Raw genomic sequence first — 17,354 nt, forward strand, 5'->3', positions numbered from 1 at the left:
CCTAAATCATCGGATGGCCTGACCACACAACGCGGCCAATTATTTTAAGTTTGCTCAAGTCTTGAACGGGTATGGTCATGTCTCGGTAGTTCTTGTTGTCTGAAGTGATGGCAACCAAGCCGTCTAGCTGTTTTTGTACTCGCTTAACGAATAATTCCCCATCGTAGTTGATGACATACACGCCGCCGTCACTGGTTACCGTGTCTTTGGTTTTGTCGATCACTAACGAGTCACCCGAAAAAATGGTGGGTTCCATGGAATCCCCACGGGCATAAATGGCGATTAAGTTCGTTGGGTTGATGCCTGATTTCCTTAACCACGATTCTTTAAAGGCCAAATGCTGGTCGATGTTTTCCGCTTCTACAAGTGCGCCTTGTCCCGCACTCGCTTCAATGCTGTATTGAGAAATATGGCAATAGTCGTTGTCTTCTGAGGTTACTTGAATTTTGTCTGTTTTTGGTGCGCCTTGTCCTGTCAAAATCCAATCCATTGAATAACCTGTTGCTCTCGATGCTTCATACACTTCTTTGTATGGAATCGTTCCTCGTTTTCTCCAGCCCGTTATAACTCCATTAGTTATCTCTGCTGATTTATTAAGGTCTGTATCGCTCTTTACGTTATAGGAGACCTTTAATCTTTCAATAATTTTAGCTGAATCAAAAATCATAATATTGGCAAACCTCAATATATACTGTTGACTTTTGCCAATATCAAATCTAAATTAGGCAAATGCCATTGGCAAAACTCAATAAAAGTTAAAAATAATGCAAAACTCTAGGAGTATAAGAATATGTCTAAGGAAAAGAAAGAATCTAAACCTATTCAACTAATGAAAGTTCATTTCCCTGATGGTGTTGTGGTGGAAGTGTCCGCCCCTTATTGCACTAGAGAAGAATGGGCAGAGCGCACGGGCATGGATAAAGAGGTGGTGCAGCTTGCTCTTTATAACCGACAAATAGCGCGCCATAAGTTTTCCCCTAAAGGGGATTTGTTCGTCAACGTGATCGAAGAAATGCGCCGTTTATTTGATGTACAGCCTTGGAATCGATAGGGGGCAGGGATGGGCGCTTTAGAAGAACAACGCAAACAGCTTTTGAATTGGTTGTTTATTTGTCCTGAGCATACCGAGTTAGAGGCGCATTTGTCCGCCTCTTATCATGCTATGAACCCGTCACATGAGGTGGTTCAGGCCAGAACCACTACCGCGACTGAAACCACGTTCAATCAATACGAAATTACTCTGTTTAATGAGGGTATGCCTGATGTTTAACACTGAAAACGAAGATCGTTTTTTTAAGATGCTTTCCCTCGCTCCAGACCTTAAACGGTTCTGGAATGAGAAGGAGCGCACGCCTCAAATGAAGTCTATTCAAATTGCCCTTACTCGTATGGATGAAGAAGAAAGCGCCTTGCTTCGCTTCTTCGTGTCCGTTTGGTTCGGTACAGCGGATATGTCGGATTTTGATTTTATTAAATCGGTCAAGGTCATGGATGAACAAGCACGAAAGATCATCCGAAAATGGCTTTTAGATCCGTTCTTTTGCTAGGTGGGCATGATGATTTTAACGACTCCAACGGCTGAATGCGTCAAATGGCGCGCCGGCATTCTTGAAAGTATTTCTATTTTAAAAACTGTGATTGAAAACGAGTTAACCCGTCTGGATAAAAAAGCGGGTTATGTCCTGGCTAATCGTTGGTTAGGTCGGGTTAATGCTCGCCTTACTTATTGTGACCAGTACATAACCGATTTAAGCGGGGAAGACTTAGCAAAATGGGCAGAGCGCCAAAGTCGTGATTTAGAAATAGGTATTGCTCAATATCAGACTAAACAGGGCGCGGGGGCGGTTCGTGCCTTTCTGCAGGAACAAGCAACCATTGCGGGTGCAGTGTTTAACGATTGGGAAGACAGCGACAAGGTAAACGGCTTGATGCTGCGTATGGTTACGCCTGAGTGGTGGAAGCGCCAAGCAAAACGACAATGGATTGTCGTCGAGCAAATTTTAAGAGAGTGCGGCCAAGTACACCGCAACGCTTCGCCTTATGCGTCTAGTTGGGCGTTAAATAAGTTTCGCCAACAATTACAGAACAATCGTGCTTTTCTCGAAAGCTGGGAGGCTGTGAACGATTGCGGCCAAGCGTTCACGCTGGCGCAGCTTTCAGAAAAAGGCATTTCAAACCCTAAGAACCGTAAAGCGGAATTGATGGTAAGGATTCGCGGCTTTGAAGAAATGGCCGCTGATCTTGGGCATGAATCGTATTTTATTACGATCACTTGTCCGTCTAAGTATCACCCGATCAGCAACGGTAGACGCAACCGCAAATATCTAAAGGCAGATTGCCCAACGGTGCGCGAGGCTCACGCTTATTTGAATAATGTGTGGAAACGCTTTCGATCTTACTGCAAGCGCCACGACATCCCTTTTTATGGTTTACGTACAGTCGAGCCACATCATGACGGTTGCCCACATTGGCACATGATCGTTTTTCTAAAACCTGAAAACTCGGCTCATTTCCTTAATGCGTTTCGTAATTACGCTATGGAAGAAGACGGGGCAGAGAAGGGCGCAGATAAGCACCGTTTTACTGTGGTTAAGATCGACCCAACCAAGGGAACGGCATCGGGTTATGTTGCCAAGTACGTTGCGAAAAATATCGACGGCGAGAACATCGATACCGACTTAGAAACAGGCCGAAGCGGTCAAGATGCGGCGCAACGTATCACAGCATGGGCGCGCTTAAATCGTATTAGACAATTTCAATTTGTCGGCGGTGTATCGGTCACGGTCTGGCGTGAATTGCGCCGCCTTGGTATGGATGCCGCCCCTAAAGCCTTCTCTGATATTTACCATGCTGCCAATCGTGCGGATTGGTCGAAGTTCGTCCAATTAATGGGCGGTGCCTTCGCTGGCCGTAATCAAACCTTAAAACCTCATTACTCGGAACCTGAGTTAAACCAGTTCGGGGAAATGGTCGCGTCTATTAAAGGCGTGTGTCGTGCTGCTGATTTCGTCATTACTCGCCTGTACGAGTGGACGGTTCAGCGTGTCGGCTCTGGCTCTTTGGCTCTAGAGAACGGCGCAGCCGTTCCTTGGACTCGTGTCAATAACTGTACGGGGGGCAACTTTAGCCCCCAATACCAAACCAACTAATAGCAACAAAGGACTTAGAAATGGATCGTTTAAACAAAGTAGAACAAGCATTGGACCAAATCGGAAAAGGCATCAAGGAAATGGAAACGCTCGGTTCGTTTTCTGTTGGCCGTAAAGTTGAAATCGCCGAACGAGGCACCCGTTTAGCGTTCGCGGCCATGCGTGAAATGCTCGCGGAAATGAAAGAGATCAAGATGTCGTTGGCAAGGGGGAATAAATGAGAAACAGCAGTAAGTTAGAAGTGATTGGCGAGCTTGCTTGCGACTGTGGCCGTGTGGCCTACGTGGAGCAAACCAAGCGCAAAGGCGATTTTGTACAGGTTCGTTGTAGTGCCTGTGGTGTCGATCAACGTGTGGGTAAGACATTACAAGCCCGTTGGAAAGACACCATGCAACCTATCGGACACTATCAAGATAGTAAGACGGTAGCGCCGTTCGGTGCCGCTGACGTGGCGATAGTATCGAATAGTGTTCCCGATACTAATACGGACACTATCGGGGATAGTAAAACCGACACTATCCCCGAGCCAGTAAAAACAGCGCCAAAGGCCGAGCCTGTGCGCCGTGAAGTCATTAAAACCAACAAAAAAAGCGCCACTTTTAGCCCGTTGTTTGGCTTGGGTGTATTCGTAGTATCGATTGGTAGCGCGGCCATACTATCGGAACTATCAAAAGGAATGAGAGGTTAAGCATGAAAGATCAAAACGAAACACAAACCGAAGAATTAGAAATGGATTTTATCCCGTCTGCACACGATGACGGCGAGCAAGACCAAGAAGACGGGCTAAGCCTTGATGATTTGCTTGATGAAGCAGAGCAGGAGGCAACGCAAGAAGCCGAGCCAAGCAAAGAAGAAGCCGCCGCAAACCGTGAACGCGCCGAGCGTCTGGCGGCTCGTTTTAATAACGGCCTATGGTGGGGCTTGTCTAAAGCCTATCCAGCCGCCGAGGTAGCAGAGGAAAAAATAGAAGCTGGCGCGGCGGCGCTGGTTCCTCTTGCTGAAAAATACGGCGATACGATGCCAGCATGGGTTGACGACTTCATGGAAAAACCCGAGATCAAAGCGGGGCTTTATGTGGGCACGGCGATTATGGCGGCGCGTGCTTCGCACATGGCCGCAATCACTAAGGCGCAAGAAGAAGCCCAAGCGCAAACAGAACAGAAACAAGGGGGCGAAGTTGTCGAAGCTAGCTGATACACGGCTTCCTAATCGTCATCGTTTTATCACTGCCATTACTGGCGGTGGTAAAACACAAGCGATTAAGAACCTTGTTAAACACTCAAAACGGGCGGTCTTTTGGGACCCTGACAATGACCACAAGTGTAAACACTTTAAAGACAAACAAGCCTTTATTGCGGCCTTAAAAATCATCATGGCCAAGGGTGGCCGTATTGGTTGGAATGGCGACGATGATGAAGCGCATTTTGAATGGTTCATGATGTGTATGTGGGCGGCGCTGGATTGTACCAAGCTGCTAGATATTGTGGTTGAAGAAGCGGCGGACGTAGGACTTAAACAGACTATGCCCAAGTGGACGGGTAAAATGTGGCGGCGCTCGCGTAAGTATGGCGGCATTCTTACCGTTGGCACTCAACGAGTACAGGAGGTACCAAAAGCCTTTATTACCCAAGCGGGGGAAACCTATATAGGCATTCAAAAAGCCAACGATCAGCACTATATCAAACGTCAAACAGGGCTTGCCCCTGAGAAAATGGGGGCGCTTGATCCCCTTCATTTTTACAAAGTGAATCAAAACACCTTTGAAAAGGTCGTCTTTAAATTCATTGGATAGCCCTGAAAAGGGCTTTTTTTATCTAATTTCATACTATGGATACTATACGCATACTATCCCCCTATTGACGCTCATAGTATCCCGCCCTCTATCGTTCGACCCTCTTAAACAGAAACCCATGAGGGGAAAACATCAAATGAATGAAACATTAAACAAGGCGAAACAGTCAGTTGATTGGAAAACCGTTGCTTCGGTTGCCGTCGGCCTTGCTGCGTTCGGCACTGCCGTTTATGCGATAAGCAGAACAAGCAAGACGGGCAAAAAATTCGCTTCTGTCGTAACTGGGGGTTAAGCCATGCGAGCCATTTTAGAAGAATTAGCTCCGTTCAGTGGTGAACTGAACAAAGGTAAACGTCTTTCTTTGACATTGCCACCAAACACCGTATACCGCACGTTCTATTTGGAAACCAATATTCCCGCTGAACACATTGAAGCGGTTGAATTGGCGAATGGTTCCGACTTGCCTATGGGGGCGTCTGCGTCTGAGTTGATCATGATGGAAAACCACAACAAACGCGCTGTTATTGCGGGTTGGATACCTTTTCATGTTGCCGATATCAAAGCTCGCACATTGCCAGGTCAAGATTCGTTAGAACGTCCAAGCCATGCCAATGACTCGCATGAGTTGCGTGTTCGTTTGGCCTCTTCTCTTCCTGCTCCAGAAGAAGGCGAAGACGCTTATTTTATTGTGGCTCATGCCGCGTTTACAGCAAATATTGAAATCGCTCGCGATGATCAAGGCTTACCAATTGTTGGTGCTAATGGCACTCAATTTACACAACGTGTTCGTTCTGTAGAGCGCCGTTTTGAGCGTCACACGATCAACAACGTAAGCAAAGGCGTACTGACTTTTGACAAGTTAATGCGCGGTCCAAAATTGCGAACTTTGTACATCAAAGGGGATATTTCCAAGATCGAAGTGATCTGTCGCAAGCAAGGCAACATCATTAGACATTTGGAAATTGAAAAAGAGCTGAACGACTACATTCAACGCGCTGAATACGACCTTGAACCGCAAGACGGGTATTTCATTTTTAACCCTGTGGGCACTGGTTTTATGTCAGATAGTATGAATACGTCTTACGACACGATTGTATTCAAGCTGCATCATGAAGCAGACAACAAGACCATTGATATTTTGGCCGATGTTGTTTCAACACTGGGGTAAAAAATGTCTTGGCTTGAAGAACTTGCAGGAAAAGTGGCGGGTGTTGGTGGTGATTTAATCGATGCCTATTCCGAGGCAGAAGTCGAACGGATTAAGCCCGAACCACCAAATACAGCTAATTCGCCAAATCAATCAGCAACCGCTTCCGCTGCAAAGTATAGCGATGTAGTAGCGGCTAATGCGGTTGATCAGCAAGCCGCCGCCGCAAATGCAGCCAATGCCACGTTTATTGATAAGTATGGTAAATGGCTTGCTGTCGGTGGCGGCACCGTGGCGGTGTTGGGTGTTTTGGTCATTGCCATGAAGGGGAAATAGTCATGGGATTAGATGCTTTGGCTGGCTTTGGTGGGTTGGATATGGGGGGCGGTTCCATTGCTCCCAGTTCTTCTGCATCCAACAAGGGCGGCACTAACTTGGTTGGCGGTACGGTATTTGGCGATTACAACCCAGCATCAGAGCAAGATTTGATGCCTTGGGTGGTTGGTGGTGTCGTTCTTCTTCTAGGCGCAGTTTTTGTGCTTAAAAAGGGGTGATTTATGGGGTTATTTGGCTCAAAAAGTAGCAGCTCAAACACCACGAACAACAACATTACTAACTACAGTTTGCAGGGTATAGAGGGTCAAAACGTAGTCGCGGGAAACGGTAACACGGTTACCAGTACAGACTATGGATCAGTGAATGCGGCTATTGGCCTTGCTGGCTCTGCAATGTCTAGCAATCAACTTGTGACCCTTGGTGCAATTGATCACGCGGGAAAAATGGCCGAGTTAGCGACAAAAGAAACATCAAAGGCATGGTTGGACACATCCCAGTTAGTTGCCAATGAGGTTTCTGATGCGTGGTCTACATCGTCAAAAATGATTAATCAGGCCAGTTCTGCTAACGCTGACAGAGTTGAAAAAATGGCGGTTGCCGTTTCGACCAATGGGCAAAACCTAGTCGCAGAAAGTAACGTCAAAAACTTATATATCGTGGGTGGTGTGAGTGTGGCGGCGGTGCTTTCTATGATGTTTATGGCGAGGGCTAAATAGTGCGACATACACAAATTTTGCAAGCGGGTGGGCGCTGGAACGTTACCGCTATTGGCGAATACATTCATTACGAAAAAGGCGCCGGAGAAATAGAGTTAGAAGTGGACGGCGAAATGCATCAGCTCGCAGTGAGAGACACTTTCATCATGCCTGAAGGTTATCAGGGTTTTAAAGTTTTAAACCTTGATAACAGTGCGGGTGAGTTCTCATTTCTCACTGGTCGCGGTCAATTAAAAGTCGCGGCCTCTGGGCAGTTAACAGAGGTCAGCGGGATAGCGTCAACGGTTGATGTGAACCTTTTGAACTCTGTTAAAGTGTCTTCCATGCCAGCGGTTAAAGTAGCAGAAATGCCAGCTGTGCAAGTAACACAATTACCAGCAGTGAACGTGGCAACGATGCCAGTAGTTGAGGTTTCGACAATGCCAGCCGTGGAAGTATCAAATACGGTTGATATTCGCCCTATTACAGAAACGCTAAAAAACCGACCTGACAGCGGCGCGACATTTTCAGCAAATGAATTTGTGATTGATGCGGGTTTGTCTGTTTCGTTAAGTGCTGAACCATTACGAAAAGAGCTGTTGATATTAGCAGGGGACAGCAACGCAGATGAAATTGTTATCAATGGTCTTGCTGTTGGTGCTGGTGATTCTTTTGCTCTTGATAACTTCGGTGGATCTTTGACGATAACGGGCGCAGAAAGTGACAGCTTCAAGGTGTGCGAGGTGTTGTATGAAGCTTAAAAAGCGCGCTATCGGTGCGGTGGGTCGTATTGAAGAATACGCCGCCGCTATTCCTCCAAAGAACACGATTAAGGCTAACGGCGCAGAGTTGAGCCGTGTTCTTTTTTGGCGGCTGTTTAAGCATGCGCAAGAAAGCGGCAATTTAGTAGATCAAGCGTCTAAAGATAAAGGTCATTTCGGTACTGGTGACGGTTTAACCACGTTCACAATTCCAGATCGTCGGGGTGTGGTTGGCCGTGGGTTTGATGATGGAGCGGGGCTTGATTCTGCTCCTACGCTTGGTCGGTACCAAGGCGATAATAACAGGCATCACGGGCATGGAATGGACGCAGCAGGACACCACGCACACCACACGACTTTTTATGTTGCAAATGGTGGCGGTGGGACTATCCCTGTTGGCTTTTCTAGTGTTGGCGGGGCGTTTAATGTGGGCACATCTGGCGCGGGTAGCCATGCGCATCCAGTTCATGGATCAGGGGCACCCGAAGCAACAATGAAAAACGTGTCTCTTTTGTACTGTATTCGCTATCAATAAGGACGACTTTAAAAATGAAAGTTTATAACTACCATCCAATAACCAAAGCGTTTTTAGGGTCTGTTGAATTGAGCGAGGGGGATAGAAACCCGTTTGATAAAAATGATTTTTTGATACCTGCTAACGCTGTAAAAAAGTGGCCTACTGTCAGTGCTGGCGAAAACCAAGCAATAATTTTTAATGGTTTGGGTTGGTCATTGACACCGGATTTTAGAGGTGTTGAAAGCTGGCATCAAACGGGCGAAGAAATAGAGATCACCGAGTTAGGCCAAACTTTACCGATTGATTCTATTAACTATGACCCCGTAGCGCTGGCCGACGAAAAAACCGAGGAATACGAACAGGCACAAGCAGAAGCTCAGGCCGTAATTGACGCGATAACAGAAGAACAACCAATAAATGAATAAGGGGGGATGGGTAGCGGTGGCCGTGATCGGTGGCGTTGCCCTGTACTTTATGACAAGAACAAAATGGACACCGCCAGCGGCGGCGCAACCGTACCTTGCTGACATTATGGCAGCAGAGTATCAAAACGGAATGCCTCGCTATTTGTTGGCGCGTTTACTCTATCAAGAAAGCCGCTATCGCTGGGACATTATCAGTGGCGAAACAACGAGTGCGGCGGGTGCTGTGGGCATTGCTCAAATAGTCCCGAAATGGCACCCCGATGTTGACCCGCTCGACCCAGTATCAAGCATCTACTATGCAGCTAAATACCTAACCAAACTTAAAAACCAGTTTGGTGATTGGGAAACGGCGCTGGCTGCTTATAACTGGGGCATGGGCAACGTAAACAGTGCAATGAAGGCAAAAGGCTATAAGTGGTTAGCTAGCGCCCCAACCGAGACACAAAACTATGTGTCTGAAATCTGGGGGGACGTTGCCTAATGTCAGTCGTAAACGATAAACAGTTTTACATCATTCTAGGTCTTGGTGCTGTTGGTGTCGCCGTAGGTGGTTATGTCGCTTATAAAGCTGTAACAGCCGTTACGGGTGCCGTTGGCGGTGCCGTGGATTACGTCAAAAATGATGCGGCGGACGATGCGCTAGACGTTGCTGGTGATGTTGGGGCGTTTATCGTTGGCGAACCTACCGCCGACTTTCTTGGTGGCGTGGCTGATATGGCGTCGAGTTTTTGGGATTGGGCAGGGTTTAACGATGTGAAAGACAAATTTGATCTTAACTACCGCGACCAACTGCCCAATATGAATGATGAAGAATATCAACGATGGAAAACCGCTGTTCAAAAAGGCGACATCGAAAACCCATTTAAACCAATTTTTTAAGGAATAAACAAAATGAATTTTTTCAAACGATTTTTCAAAGACAATAAGAAGGTAGTAAATTCAGTTGTAGCGGGCTTGCTTATTACAGCGGGTGTTCCTGCTTATCTAGCTATTCCATCATCAGAGGTTATTACTGATACTGTTGAAACGGAGTTAGTAACCAAATAATGGAACTAGAACTACTAAACCAACTTACCGGAACTGGCGCGAACAGCGTAACCATTCTGGTAGGTTATATACTCTGGCGGCATGATCTACGATTGCGTAAGCTAGAAGAGAAACAAGAAAAAAGGGCTTAGTTAGCCCTTTTTTTATAGTTGTTTAAATGCATCACACATCCATGAATGTAAGTCGCCAATTTGCTTAATGCATAAATTGTTTTTTGTAGTGCTCAATTCAAATGGAGGTAGAGAACTAATTAAGTAGTCCCAAGGGTATTGAATAAGGTCTCCAAAGCCGTTTATTAAGGTGCCTATAATTGCCCATATGACAGCAGTTTTTAACAAGTTTTGTATCATGTTTTCATATAGGGGTTCTTTCTTGAATTTTTCTACAAGGTGCTGAACGGCTTTCTGATACTCTTCGTTTCTATCTAATGCTTGGATTTTGTTAGAAATAATTTCTGTTACTAAATCAAAGTTGATATTTTTAATTCTATTAAGTATTGACTGTGACGCTCCGATTATTGAAAGGATTACTATTATTGCGCCCGCTCTTTGAAATAAAGTCCAGTTGTCGAAAGTCATGCTCAGTGCAATAGAGCTGAATAAGGTTACGAAGTATAGTTTTTCGATAAAATACAGAGGAAAAATTGGAACAAGGAATTCGTCCCATAGTTTATACAGAAGGGTTTTGTCTTGGCTATTCGAATCCATGAAAGCGTCCTGTAGTATTAGAAAAATCAAAAAAAAGGGAAGCCATATGGCTTCCCTTTTTCGTTTGACCTACAAACAGTGTGTCGTTTGTGTGTCGACTTCATCTTAAACGGTGCAAACCCCTTTAAAATCAAGCCTTTAATTGGTGGAGGCGGGGGGGGTCGAACCCCCGTCCGTCAGTCCTCTGCCATCGGCTCTACATGCATAGTCACTTCTATTATTTGACCACGAACCGCCCGAAGGACAGGGTGTTAATGGCGAGCCTACTTAATCTTAGAACCTTATCCCTAGGCGGGGCATCAGTTAGCATCTTGTAATTTATGATACTGCAGAATCTCTGGCTACAAGCAACCTGAGGGCAGCACACTAGCAGCGGTTTAGGCTGCTAAAGCGTAGTTTTCGTCGTTTGCGACTATAAAATTGATGCGGGGGATTTACGAGATCACGCATCACTCTCGACATGCACCTTTGGGTTTGTAACCGACGTCGAAACCATGTCGCCCCCAAAAAGGTAACGCTAGTCTATCGCAAACAATGTGCTTACGCTAGAGATAACGCTGAAATGCTTAGTGTGTTCATATTCATACAGTATTAAGTATAGCCTATGAATATTAAAGGCTAAGCACTGTGTTTCATTAGTCGTTCTTTATCTCTTGACCAATCACGATCACGCTCGGTATCACGTTTATCGTGTTCTTTTTTACCGGTTACCAAGGCTACTTCGCATTTGATCTTGTTGCCTTTCCAATACAGCGCCATGGCCGCACAGGTTTTGCCTTTTTGCTCGGTAACTTGGATGATCCGGTCAAGCTCTTTGCGGTTTAATAGCAATTTGCGTTGTCGCATCGGTTCACAAACAACATGCGTTGAGGCGCTAAGCAATGGCGTAATACGCGCACCGACGAGCCACGCTTCGTTTTGGTGAATGATGACGAAGGAGTCTACTAATTGGGCTTTGCCTTCGCGCAGGCTTTTTACTTCCCAACCAGATAAAACCAAACCGGCTTCGAACTTCTGGTCGACAAAGTAGTCGTATTTTGCACGTTTGTTAAGCGCGATGGTGCCCGTGCTGCTGGATTTTTTCTTTGCTTTACTCATAGTTAGAAATTATACGGTCGATAGAGGCAAAAACCTATGCTTTTCTTGAGGTATGCGCCTGAATGTTAGAAAATTCGTACTTGTTGATTATTTTATCTGGGTAGGTGACGCGGATGTGTTGGCCACGTTTGCGTTTTATTCCTATCCTTAACCAATGTTGTGCAATTAGAGCCTAAATTTATGCCGGAAAGTCGATGTTTACAAGGTATCTGGTCAAGTCCGTGGATATTTATTTTCGCGGCCAGCGGATCGGCTGTGGGATTAGGGAACATTTGGAAGTTTCCTTATGTGCTCGGGCAAAATGGCGGCGGTGCATTTTTGTTTGTGTATTGTGCGTGTTTGCTGTTGGTAGGCCTGCCAGTGTTGATGGCCGAAGTGGCTTTGGGTCGTACCGTTCGTTCTAACCCAATTGATACGGTAAACGATTTAAGCGAGCGTCGCATTGTTCATCCCGCTTGGGTATTTGTGCCTTGGTTAGCAGGTTTTACAGGCTTTTTGATTTTGACGTTTTATAGTGTGATTGCGGGTTGGTCTTTGGCTTACTTGGATCGTGCTGTAACGGGCGATTTTGTGTCGATTACGCATGATGGTGCCTTGGGCATGTTTGATACATTGCTTTCTACGCCAGCGGAAATGCTGTTATGGCATACTGTGTTTATGGCGCTGGTAGTGCTGACTGTGGGTCAAGCTGTAACGCGCGGTTTGTCTGCTGTGGTACGGATTTTGTTGCCTATTTTGGTAATGACTTTACTGCTGTTGGCGGCCTATTCGATGATGATAGGCAATATGAATGAAGCGTTGAGCTTTATGTTTCGTTGGTCTTGGGAAGACATTACTTTTGATGTGGTGTTGTCGGCGGTTGGATTGGCGCTGTTTAGTTTAAGTGTTGGTATGGGGGCGATGTTCGCCTATGGCGCATACATGAGTAAGCGAATGTCGATAGCTCGAGCTTGCAGTATTGTCGTTGGTGTTGATTTGTTGGTTGCCATATTAGCTGGGCTGGTTATTTTTCCGTTGGCTTTTGCATTCCAAATAGACGTTGAAGCTGGGCCAAGTCTGACGTTTGTATCGCTTCCTATTATTTTTGGTGGTTTGCCGGGTGGTCAGTTCTTTGCGGGTGTGTTCTTTTTATTACTGGTGGTAGCAGCGTTAACTTCTGCTATTTCTATGCTGGAACTGTTTGTTGCTTGGCTGCATGAGAAGTTCTATATGGCACGCTTAAAGGCGGCCTTTTTAATGGGACTTGCCGTTTGGTTTGTCGGTATTGCTGTGTTGTTGTCTTTTAATCATTGGGACAGCAAATTTTTGTTTGGGTTAAACTTTTTCGAGTTGTTGGATAAGTTTACGTCGTTGATCTTGCTGCCCGTTGGCGCGATTGCGTTGTCTATTTTGGTGGCATGGTTTATTCCTCACTCTATGTTGCAAAATGAGATGATTACTAACAAGGTTAGTCATTTTCAGTGGTGGTATAAGACGTTAAAATACATCAGTATTCCGGCAATGATCGTGATTACATTTGCAGGTTGGATAGGAGTTTAGTTTGAGTCATATAGAGCGTTTTGCTCATGTAAATTATAGCTGCGAGCAAATGTTCGCACTGGTTAATGATATTGATGGTTACCCTGAATTCTTACCGGGCTGTTTGGACTCTACGTTGATTTCTCAAACGCCAACAGAGATAGTGGCGTCTTTGGAAGTAGGTAAAGGGCCGGTTCGCCAGTCGTTTACAACTAAGAACTTTTTGCAGCCTTGTCATAAAATAGAGATGACCTTGGTTAAGGGGCCGTTTAAACGTTTGCATGGTGTGTGGACCTTTACAGAACTGTCTCCAACCAGCTGTAAAATTATGCTTAGCATTCAGTTTGAATTGAGCGGTATGCTGAAGTTTGCTTTTGGGAGTGTCTTTAGCCAAATTGCGAATACAATGGTAGATTCCTTCAGTAAGCGAGCAAAAGTGGTGTACGGTGAATAGTATGAGAGTCGAAGTAGCTTATGCTTTGCCTGAAAAGCAAAAGATTATTGCTTTAGAGGTTGAGGAAGGTTGTAGTGTACGTGATGCTGTACGACGTTCTAATATTAATGCCTTTTTCCCTGACGTGGATCTGGAAACCGTGAAAGTCGGAATTTTTGGAAAAGCGGTTAGAAATGCGGAAGAACAAGTGTTAAAAGAAGGTGAGCGAGTTGAGTTGTATCGCGAGCTGAAAGTTGACCCTAAACAAGCTAGGGCCAACCGTGCAGCAAAAAATGGCTAGTTGTTTTTGATTTCTTTCAAAATGCCATTGTCGAAAATGAGCACCAAGTCGTCGACTTCACTTCTTTGAGTGTCTGGTGTTCCATGTATTGATGTGAACATATAGTGCCATTCATTTGGCTTAAAGGTGTCTCTTAGCATGGGGTTACCCAATAGATAAGTGACCTGCGACTCTGACATACCAATTTGTAACTGTGACAACTGTTCCTTTGTTACTAGGTTCCCTTGCGATACTGGAACCTTGTAAGGGGGCGGGAATAAACTGCAAGCGCCAAGTGATAGCGCTGCACATAATATTAAAACTGTTTTTTTCATTTGTATTATCCTTACTCTGGTATGCTAATGATAAAGTAATTATCAACAAGATCGAATAGAGAATGACTCATGACTAGCGAAAATCAAGAGCTAAAGAAAGCGGGACTCAAGGTTACCCTACCTAGAGTGAAAATTTTACAGATTCTTGAAAGTGCGGGAGACCGTCATATGAGTGCTGATGATGTTTATCGCACTCTATTGGATCAAGGTGAAGATGTGGGTCTGGCAACGGTTTACCGTGTGTTAACTCAGTTCGAAACGGCGAGTTTGGTTCAGCGTCATCATTTTGAAGCAGGTACGGCTGTATTTGAATTGGCAAAAGGCGATCACCACGATCACATGATTTGCTTAGACTCAGGTAAAGTTATTGAGTTTGTTGATCCGATCATCGAAAAACGTCAGCACGAAATCGCAGAAGAACATGGCTTTGAAATCGAAGACCATAGTTTGATCTTGTACGTGCGCCCTAAAAAGAAGTAATCGCGCGCTTACTTTTTAGTTGCAGATAAAAAATGCCCAAACTGTCCAGTTTGGGCATTTTTGTTTGCTAAGCGATTGGTTGCTTACGCTTGTTATCGTTTGCGCTGGTCGCTCTTATTGCAGTTGGACGTTGCCCAGCATTTCGCGGGCGTGGGCTAACGTTTGTTCTGTGAGTTCTAATCCACCCAGTAAACGTGCAATTTCCTGTGCGCGGTCTTGATCTTTGAGCAGTTCCACCTGAGAAGACGTTGCTTGGTTTTCGACCAGCTTGCTAACGCGCAAATGCTGGTTGCCCTGCGCAGCGACTTGCGCCAAGTGTGTTACGCAGAATACTTGTCCACGTTTGCCGACCGAGCGCAGCATACGACCCACCACCTCAGCGATGCCACCACTGATACCAACGTCGACTTCGTCAAAGACTAAGGTTGGGATAATAGAAGTGTGCGCAGTGACTACCTGAATCCCCAAGCTGATACGAGATAGCTCACCACCAGATGCTACTTTGCGTAGTGGTTGCGCTGGTTGCCCTGGGTTAGAGGCGATCATGTATTCGATGTCTTCAAAACCGTTGGCAGACACTTGAGTGAGTGGTTGGCACTGAATATAGAAGCGGGCATGGGGCATGCCTAAGCCGTGTATTTGCTCTTCTACTTTCTTGGCTAATATGTCTTTTGCCACAATGCGTTTTTCGGTCAGCGTGGTCGCCAAGGCTGTGAGCTTTTCGTAGGCTTGTTCTTCTTTTTCTTTGAGCGATTCGATGCTTTCTTCGCTGCCTTGTAGGCTGCCTAACTCTACTTCGACGCTTTCACGAAGAGAGATAAGGCCTTCTGGTAAGGTTCTGTGTTTGCGAGCAGTCTCGTAAATATCAGATAAACGCTGTTCTATGTCGTTTAGACGTTCTGGGTTTTGTTCTAGCGTGTCCTGATAATGATGCAAACTGTCGGCGGCTTCTTGTGCTTGTATTAAGGCGACATTCATCATTTCTAGCGCGTTTTCTAGTTCTTTGGTCGCGGGGCGGATTTGGCTGGCGCTGTTAATGGCTTGGTGTAGTAAAGAACAAACGTTGCCTTCGTCACTGTCGATCAAGATTCCGCTGGCTTGATACGCTTTAAACTGGGAATCGGCAATGTTCGATAAGAATGCTTGCTCATTTTCCAGTTCTTCGATTTCACCGTCTTTCAAGTCGAGCTGTTGCAACTCTTGTGCTTGATAAGATAAAAGCTGGATTTTGGCATCTTGCTCGGATGAGCGGTTCTGCTGAGCGGATAACTCTTCTTTAAGTTGTCGCCATGTTGAGTATTGCTGACTGACTTTTTTGCTCAGTTCAGTGAGTTGACCGTATTCATCAAGTTGTTGTCTTTGGGCGTTTTTCTTTAGTAGGGACTGGTGTTCGTGCTGACCATGAATGTCGACAAGGTAACTGCCCACTTCTTTTAGATCACTGAGCGTACAAGGGCGGCCGTTGATATAGGCTTTCGAGCGACCTTCCTTACTAATGACTCGACGTAAAATGCAATGTTGCTCGTGTTCTAGGTCTCTCTCTTCAAGCCACTTAAAAACATGCGGGTATTGCTGAATATCAAAACTAGCACTGATATCGGCTTTTTTTTGTCCATGCCTTACTACAGCGGCATCAGTGCGATCGCCTAAACAAAGTGACAAAGCATCCACCATGATAGATTTACCTGCGCCTGTTTCACCAGAAATCACGGTCATGCCTTGTTTGAACTCAAGTTCAAGGGATTCAACAATAGCGAAGTTGGAAATAGCAATGCTAGTCAGCATAGTGGGCTCCAAAGAGAGAATATATTTATATGGTTATTTATACAGTACTTGGTTGTTTTTTGACAAGTCTTGTTAGTAAATTTAATTCCCATGAAAATTATGCGTCATTAGTGTTGAAAGGAAAAAAGCTGTCCCCATATAACCAGCACAGACAAAGAATTGTTTCTGTTATTTGGAGTTGAAGAATGAGTGAGCAGCAAAAAAATCCTAATCTAGAAGCGGAGCAAGTTTTGAATAGCGAGACACAAAACGAAACAGTAGAAGAGCTTTTAGAGCCTGAAGTAGAGACATTAGAAGAAGTTACTGAGAATGATGAGCTTGCTAAAGCTCTAGAAGAAGTCGCTCAGTATAAAGAAGCGGCACTTCGTGCTCATGCGGATGCACAAAACGTGCGACGTCGTGCAGAACAAGATGTTGAGAAAGCGCATAAATTTGGTTTAGAAAAGTTTGCTAAATCTATTGTGAACGTAGCGGACAATCTTGAGCGCGCTTTAACATCAGCGCCTGATACAGGTGAATCAGACCCTGTACGAGAGGGTGTTGAGCTGACGTTAAAAGATCTGCTAGAAACCTTGGCGCGTTTTGAGGTGAAAGTGGTTGATCCACATGGCGAACCTTTCAACCCTGAACTGCATCAAGCAATTACTATGGTGCCGAACCCTGAGTTAGAACCAAACACCGTAATGGATGTTGTACAGAAGGGTTACACCATTAATGGCCGCCTATTGCGCCCAGCTATGGTAGTGGTTTCAAGCGCGGCTTAAAAATACTGTCATTTTTTTGACACTGGACGCTTGAAATACTTTTAAGCGTACCCAAATACAGAATTATCATTGTAATAAACGAATT

29 protein-coding genes and 1 other RNA gene are annotated in these 17,354 nt (G+C 45.3%); 24 read left to right on the forward strand and 6 right to left on the reverse strand.

The genetic code is table 11. From position 1 onward, the window contains the following. Position 1: 1 nt before the first annotated feature. Positions 2-667, reverse strand: coding sequence for a LexA family transcriptional regulator (locus JSY38_RS11975; protein WP_205113394.1), 666 nt, complete (start codon positions 665-667; stop codon positions 2-4). 123 nt (positions 668-790) lie between these two features. On the opposite strand from JSY38_RS11975, the gene JSY38_RS11980 reads away from it, so the two are divergent. The 19 genes from JSY38_RS11980 to JSY38_RS12070 all read left to right on the forward strand — a co-directional run bounded on the left by JSY38_RS11980 (position 791) and on the right by JSY38_RS12070 (position 9,869). Then, positions 791-1,051 (forward strand): hypothetical protein, encoded by a 261-nt coding sequence (locus tag JSY38_RS11980; protein WP_205113395.1) that lies wholly within the window; start codon positions 791-793, stop codon positions 1,049-1,051. 9 nt (positions 1,052-1,060) lie between these two features. Continuing rightward, positions 1,061-1,270 carry a hypothetical protein gene (locus JSY38_RS11985; RefSeq protein WP_205113396.1) on the forward strand — a complete coding sequence of 70 codons (210 nt, stop codon included), beginning with the start codon at positions 1,061-1,063 and terminating at the stop codon, positions 1,268-1,270. Positions 1,271-1,358: 88 nt separating this feature from the next. Continuing rightward, positions 1,359-1,547 (forward strand): hypothetical protein, encoded by a 189-nt coding sequence (locus JSY38_RS11990; RefSeq protein WP_205113397.1) that lies wholly within the window; start codon positions 1,359-1,361, stop codon positions 1,545-1,547. A gap of 6 nt (positions 1,548-1,553) precedes the next feature. Continuing rightward, on the forward strand, positions 1,554-3,149 hold the full coding sequence (locus JSY38_RS11995; RefSeq protein ID WP_205113398.1) for a replication endonuclease: 1,596 nt from the start codon (positions 1,554-1,556) through the stop codon (positions 3,147-3,149). Between the two features lie 20 nt (positions 3,150-3,169). Continuing rightward, complete coding sequence (locus JSY38_RS12000) at positions 3,170-3,370, forward strand: hypothetical protein (RefSeq protein ID WP_205113399.1); 201 nt, start codon at positions 3,170-3,172, stop codon at positions 3,368-3,370. Further along, the gene (locus tag JSY38_RS12005; RefSeq protein WP_205113400.1) at positions 3,367-3,837 is read left to right on the forward strand and encodes a hypothetical protein; all 471 of its coding nucleotides are present in this window, start codon (positions 3,367-3,369) and stop codon (positions 3,835-3,837) included. The genes JSY38_RS12000 and JSY38_RS12005 overlap by 4 nt, the downstream gene beginning before the upstream one ends. 2 nt (positions 3,838-3,839) lie before the next feature. Next, the gene (locus JSY38_RS12010) at positions 3,840-4,343 is read left to right on the forward strand and encodes a hypothetical protein (RefSeq protein WP_205113401.1); all 504 of its coding nucleotides are present in this window, start codon (positions 3,840-3,842) and stop codon (positions 4,341-4,343) included. Continuing rightward, the gene (locus tag JSY38_RS12015) at positions 4,327-4,941 is read left to right on the forward strand and encodes a hypothetical protein (protein ID WP_205113402.1); all 615 of its coding nucleotides are present in this window, start codon (positions 4,327-4,329) and stop codon (positions 4,939-4,941) included. The genes JSY38_RS12010 and JSY38_RS12015 overlap by 17 nt, the downstream gene beginning before the upstream one ends. Before the next feature lie 136 nt (positions 4,942-5,077). Continuing rightward, positions 5,078-5,233, forward strand: coding sequence for a hypothetical protein (locus JSY38_RS12020; protein WP_205113403.1), 156 nt, complete (start codon positions 5,078-5,080; stop codon positions 5,231-5,233). A gap of 3 nt (positions 5,234-5,236) precedes the next feature. After that, a complete protein-coding gene (locus JSY38_RS12025) occupies positions 5,237-6,109 on the forward strand; it encodes a major capsid protein P2 (protein ID WP_205113404.1) in 873 nt (290 codons plus the stop codon). Between the two features lie 3 nt (positions 6,110-6,112). Beyond that, the gene (locus JSY38_RS12030) at positions 6,113-6,424 is read left to right on the forward strand and encodes a hypothetical protein (protein ID WP_205113405.1); all 312 of its coding nucleotides are present in this window, start codon (positions 6,113-6,115) and stop codon (positions 6,422-6,424) included. A 2-nt stretch (positions 6,425-6,426) separates the two neighbouring features. Next, positions 6,427-6,642, forward strand: coding sequence for a hypothetical protein (locus tag JSY38_RS12035; RefSeq protein WP_205113406.1), 216 nt, complete (start codon positions 6,427-6,429; stop codon positions 6,640-6,642). Positions 6,643-6,645: 3 nt separating this feature from the next. Next, a complete protein-coding gene (locus tag JSY38_RS12040; RefSeq protein ID WP_205113407.1) occupies positions 6,646-7,140 on the forward strand; it encodes a hypothetical protein in 495 nt (164 codons plus the stop codon). After that, positions 7,140-7,880 carry a hypothetical protein gene (locus JSY38_RS12045; protein ID WP_205113408.1) on the forward strand — a complete coding sequence of 247 codons (741 nt, stop codon included), beginning with the start codon at positions 7,140-7,142 and terminating at the stop codon, positions 7,878-7,880. Before JSY38_RS12040 ends, JSY38_RS12045 begins: the two co-directional genes overlap by 1 nt. Continuing rightward, positions 7,870-8,415 (forward strand): hypothetical protein, encoded by a 546-nt coding sequence (locus tag JSY38_RS12050; RefSeq protein WP_205113409.1) that lies wholly within the window; start codon positions 7,870-7,872, stop codon positions 8,413-8,415. Before JSY38_RS12045 ends, JSY38_RS12050 begins: the two co-directional genes overlap by 11 nt. Before the next feature lie 14 nt (positions 8,416-8,429). Continuing rightward, positions 8,430-8,822, forward strand: a complete 393-nt coding sequence (locus JSY38_RS12055) for a hypothetical protein (protein ID WP_205113410.1) — start codon at positions 8,430-8,432, stop codon at positions 8,820-8,822. Beyond that, a complete protein-coding gene (locus JSY38_RS12060) occupies positions 8,815-9,303 on the forward strand; it encodes a lytic transglycosylase domain-containing protein (protein WP_205113411.1) in 489 nt (162 codons plus the stop codon). The genes JSY38_RS12055 and JSY38_RS12060 overlap by 8 nt, the downstream gene beginning before the upstream one ends. Beyond that, a complete protein-coding gene (locus JSY38_RS12065) occupies positions 9,303-9,701 on the forward strand; it encodes a hypothetical protein (RefSeq protein ID WP_205113412.1) in 399 nt (132 codons plus the stop codon). The genes JSY38_RS12060 and JSY38_RS12065 overlap by 1 nt, the downstream gene beginning before the upstream one ends. A gap of 12 nt (positions 9,702-9,713) precedes the next feature. Further along, positions 9,714-9,869: a hypothetical protein gene (locus tag JSY38_RS12070; RefSeq protein ID WP_205113413.1), complete on the forward strand. Its 156-nt coding sequence runs from the start codon at positions 9,714-9,716 to the stop codon at positions 9,867-9,869. A 143-nt stretch (positions 9,870-10,012) separates the two neighbouring features. Here JSY38_RS12070 and JSY38_RS12075 read toward each other — a convergent pair whose 3' ends face one another. From JSY38_RS12075 to smpB, 3 genes are all read right to left on the reverse strand, one after another. Then, complete coding sequence (locus JSY38_RS12075; RefSeq protein WP_205113414.1) at positions 10,013-10,576, reverse strand: arginine repressor; 564 nt, start codon at positions 10,574-10,576, stop codon at positions 10,013-10,015. Between the two features lie 143 nt (positions 10,577-10,719). Beyond that, positions 10,720-11,081: a transfer-messenger RNA gene (gene ssrA, locus JSY38_RS12080) on the reverse strand. A gap of 113 nt (positions 11,082-11,194) precedes the next feature. After that, positions 11,195-11,674: an SsrA-binding protein SmpB gene (gene smpB, locus JSY38_RS12085; protein WP_114411330.1), complete on the reverse strand. Its 480-nt coding sequence runs from the start codon at positions 11,672-11,674 to the stop codon at positions 11,195-11,197. 180 nt (positions 11,675-11,854) lie between these two features. Between smpB and JSY38_RS12090 the strand changes: the two genes are divergently transcribed. From JSY38_RS12090 to JSY38_RS12100, 3 genes are read left to right on the forward strand one after another with little or no spacing between them, the layout of a single operon-like run. Continuing rightward, entirely contained in the window at positions 11,855-13,213 is a 1,359-nt protein-coding gene (locus JSY38_RS12090; protein ID WP_205113415.1) for a sodium-dependent transporter, read from the forward strand. A gap of 1 nt (position 13,214) precedes the next feature. Next, on the forward strand, positions 13,215-13,646 hold the full coding sequence (locus JSY38_RS12095) for a type II toxin-antitoxin system RatA family toxin (protein WP_205113416.1): 432 nt from the start codon (positions 13,215-13,217) through the stop codon (positions 13,644-13,646). 1 nt (position 13,647) lies between these two features. Beyond that, positions 13,648-13,926 (forward strand): RnfH family protein, encoded by a 279-nt coding sequence (locus tag JSY38_RS12100; RefSeq protein WP_110576071.1) that lies wholly within the window; start codon positions 13,648-13,650, stop codon positions 13,924-13,926. Here the strand turns inward: JSY38_RS12100 and JSY38_RS12105 are convergent. Further along, positions 13,923-14,240: an outer membrane protein assembly factor BamE gene (locus JSY38_RS12105; protein WP_114411327.1), complete on the reverse strand. Its 318-nt coding sequence runs from the start codon at positions 14,238-14,240 to the stop codon at positions 13,923-13,925. The genes JSY38_RS12100 and JSY38_RS12105 overlap by 4 nt on opposite strands. Before the next feature lie 69 nt (positions 14,241-14,309). Between JSY38_RS12105 and fur the strand changes: the two genes are divergently transcribed. After that, the gene (fur, locus tag JSY38_RS12110) at positions 14,310-14,720 is read left to right on the forward strand and encodes a ferric iron uptake transcriptional regulator (protein ID WP_110576067.1); all 411 of its coding nucleotides are present in this window, start codon (positions 14,310-14,312) and stop codon (positions 14,718-14,720) included. A gap of 114 nt (positions 14,721-14,834) precedes the next feature. Here fur and recN read toward each other — a convergent pair whose 3' ends face one another. Then, on the reverse strand, positions 14,835-16,505 hold the full coding sequence (gene recN, locus JSY38_RS12115) for a DNA repair protein RecN (RefSeq protein ID WP_205113417.1): 1,671 nt from the start codon (positions 16,503-16,505) through the stop codon (positions 14,835-14,837). Between the two features lie 185 nt (positions 16,506-16,690). On the opposite strand from recN, the gene grpE reads away from it, so the two are divergent. Then, a complete protein-coding gene (gene grpE, locus JSY38_RS12120; protein ID WP_114411325.1) occupies positions 16,691-17,269 on the forward strand; it encodes a nucleotide exchange factor GrpE in 579 nt (192 codons plus the stop codon). The last annotated feature ends 85 nt before the right edge of the window (positions 17,270-17,354 follow it).

The organism is Marinomonas foliarum (assembly GCF_016906065.1).
GTDB classification, from domain to species: Bacteria; Pseudomonadota; Gammaproteobacteria; order Pseudomonadales; family Marinomonadaceae; genus Marinomonas; species Marinomonas foliarum.

What these genes read in the sequence shown, in the direction of transcription:
- JSY38_RS12040 (WP_205113407.1), top strand. Translation starts at nt 6,646, where the DNA reads ATGGGGTTATTTGGCTCAAAAAGTAGCAGCTCAAACACCACGAACAAC.
- JSY38_RS12060 (WP_205113411.1), top strand. Translation starts at nt 8,815, where the DNA reads ATGAATAAGGGGGGATGGGTAGCGGTGGCCGTGATCGGTGGCGTTGCC.
- JSY38_RS12035 (WP_205113406.1), top strand. Translation starts at nt 6,427, where the DNA reads ATGGGATTAGATGCTTTGGCTGGCTTTGGTGGGTTGGATATGGGGGGC.
- JSY38_RS12020 (WP_205113403.1), top strand. Translation starts at nt 5,078, where the DNA reads ATGAATGAAACATTAAACAAGGCGAAACAGTCAGTTGATTGGAAAACC.
- JSY38_RS11985 (WP_205113396.1), top strand. Translation starts at nt 1,061, where the DNA reads ATGGGCGCTTTAGAAGAACAACGCAAACAGCTTTTGAATTGGTTGTTT.
- JSY38_RS12075 (WP_205113414.1), bottom strand. Translation starts at nt 10,576, where the DNA reads ATGGATTCGAATAGCCAAGACAAAACCCTTCTGTATAAACTATGGGAC.
- JSY38_RS11975 (WP_205113394.1), bottom strand. Translation starts at nt 667, where the DNA reads ATGATTTTTGATTCAGCTAAAATTATTGAAAGATTAAAGGTCTCCTAT.
- JSY38_RS12050 (WP_205113409.1), top strand. Translation starts at nt 7,870, where the DNA reads ATGAAGCTTAAAAAGCGCGCTATCGGTGCGGTGGGTCGTATTGAAGAA.
- JSY38_RS12030 (WP_205113405.1), top strand. Translation starts at nt 6,113, where the DNA reads ATGTCTTGGCTTGAAGAACTTGCAGGAAAAGTGGCGGGTGTTGGTGGT.
- JSY38_RS12065 (WP_205113412.1), top strand. Translation starts at nt 9,303, where the DNA reads ATGTCAGTCGTAAACGATAAACAGTTTTACATCATTCTAGGTCTTGGT.
- fur (WP_110576067.1), top strand. Translation starts at nt 14,310, where the DNA reads ATGACTAGCGAAAATCAAGAGCTAAAGAAAGCGGGACTCAAGGTTACC.
- grpE (WP_114411325.1), top strand. Translation starts at nt 16,691, where the DNA reads ATGAGTGAGCAGCAAAAAAATCCTAATCTAGAAGCGGAGCAAGTTTTG.
- JSY38_RS12100 (WP_110576071.1), top strand. Translation starts at nt 13,648, where the DNA reads ATGAGAGTCGAAGTAGCTTATGCTTTGCCTGAAAAGCAAAAGATTATT.
- recN (WP_205113417.1), bottom strand. Translation starts at nt 16,505, where the DNA reads ATGCTGACTAGCATTGCTATTTCCAACTTCGCTATTGTTGAATCCCTT.
- JSY38_RS12000 (WP_205113399.1), top strand. Translation starts at nt 3,170, where the DNA reads ATGGATCGTTTAAACAAAGTAGAACAAGCATTGGACCAAATCGGAAAA.
- JSY38_RS12005 (WP_205113400.1), top strand. Translation starts at nt 3,367, where the DNA reads ATGAGAAACAGCAGTAAGTTAGAAGTGATTGGCGAGCTTGCTTGCGAC.
- JSY38_RS11990 (WP_205113397.1), top strand. Translation starts at nt 1,359, where the DNA reads ATGAAGTCTATTCAAATTGCCCTTACTCGTATGGATGAAGAAGAAAGC.
- JSY38_RS12010 (WP_205113401.1), top strand. Translation starts at nt 3,840, where the DNA reads ATGAAAGATCAAAACGAAACACAAACCGAAGAATTAGAAATGGATTTT.
- JSY38_RS12025 (WP_205113404.1), top strand. Translation starts at nt 5,237, where the DNA reads ATGCGAGCCATTTTAGAAGAATTAGCTCCGTTCAGTGGTGAACTGAAC.
- JSY38_RS11995 (WP_205113398.1), top strand. Translation starts at nt 1,554, where the DNA reads ATGATGATTTTAACGACTCCAACGGCTGAATGCGTCAAATGGCGCGCC.
- JSY38_RS12105 (WP_114411327.1), bottom strand. Translation starts at nt 14,240, where the DNA reads ATGAAAAAAACAGTTTTAATATTATGTGCAGCGCTATCACTTGGCGCT.
- smpB (WP_114411330.1), bottom strand. Translation starts at nt 11,674, where the DNA reads ATGAGTAAAGCAAAGAAAAAATCCAGCAGCACGGGCACCATCGCGCTT.
- JSY38_RS12090 (WP_205113415.1), top strand. Translation starts at nt 11,855, where the DNA reads ATGCCGGAAAGTCGATGTTTACAAGGTATCTGGTCAAGTCCGTGGATA.
- JSY38_RS12055 (WP_205113410.1), top strand. Translation starts at nt 8,430, where the DNA reads ATGAAAGTTTATAACTACCATCCAATAACCAAAGCGTTTTTAGGGTCT.
- JSY38_RS12070 (WP_205113413.1), top strand. Translation starts at nt 9,714, where the DNA reads ATGAATTTTTTCAAACGATTTTTCAAAGACAATAAGAAGGTAGTAAAT.
- JSY38_RS11980 (WP_205113395.1), top strand. Translation starts at nt 791, where the DNA reads ATGTCTAAGGAAAAGAAAGAATCTAAACCTATTCAACTAATGAAAGTT.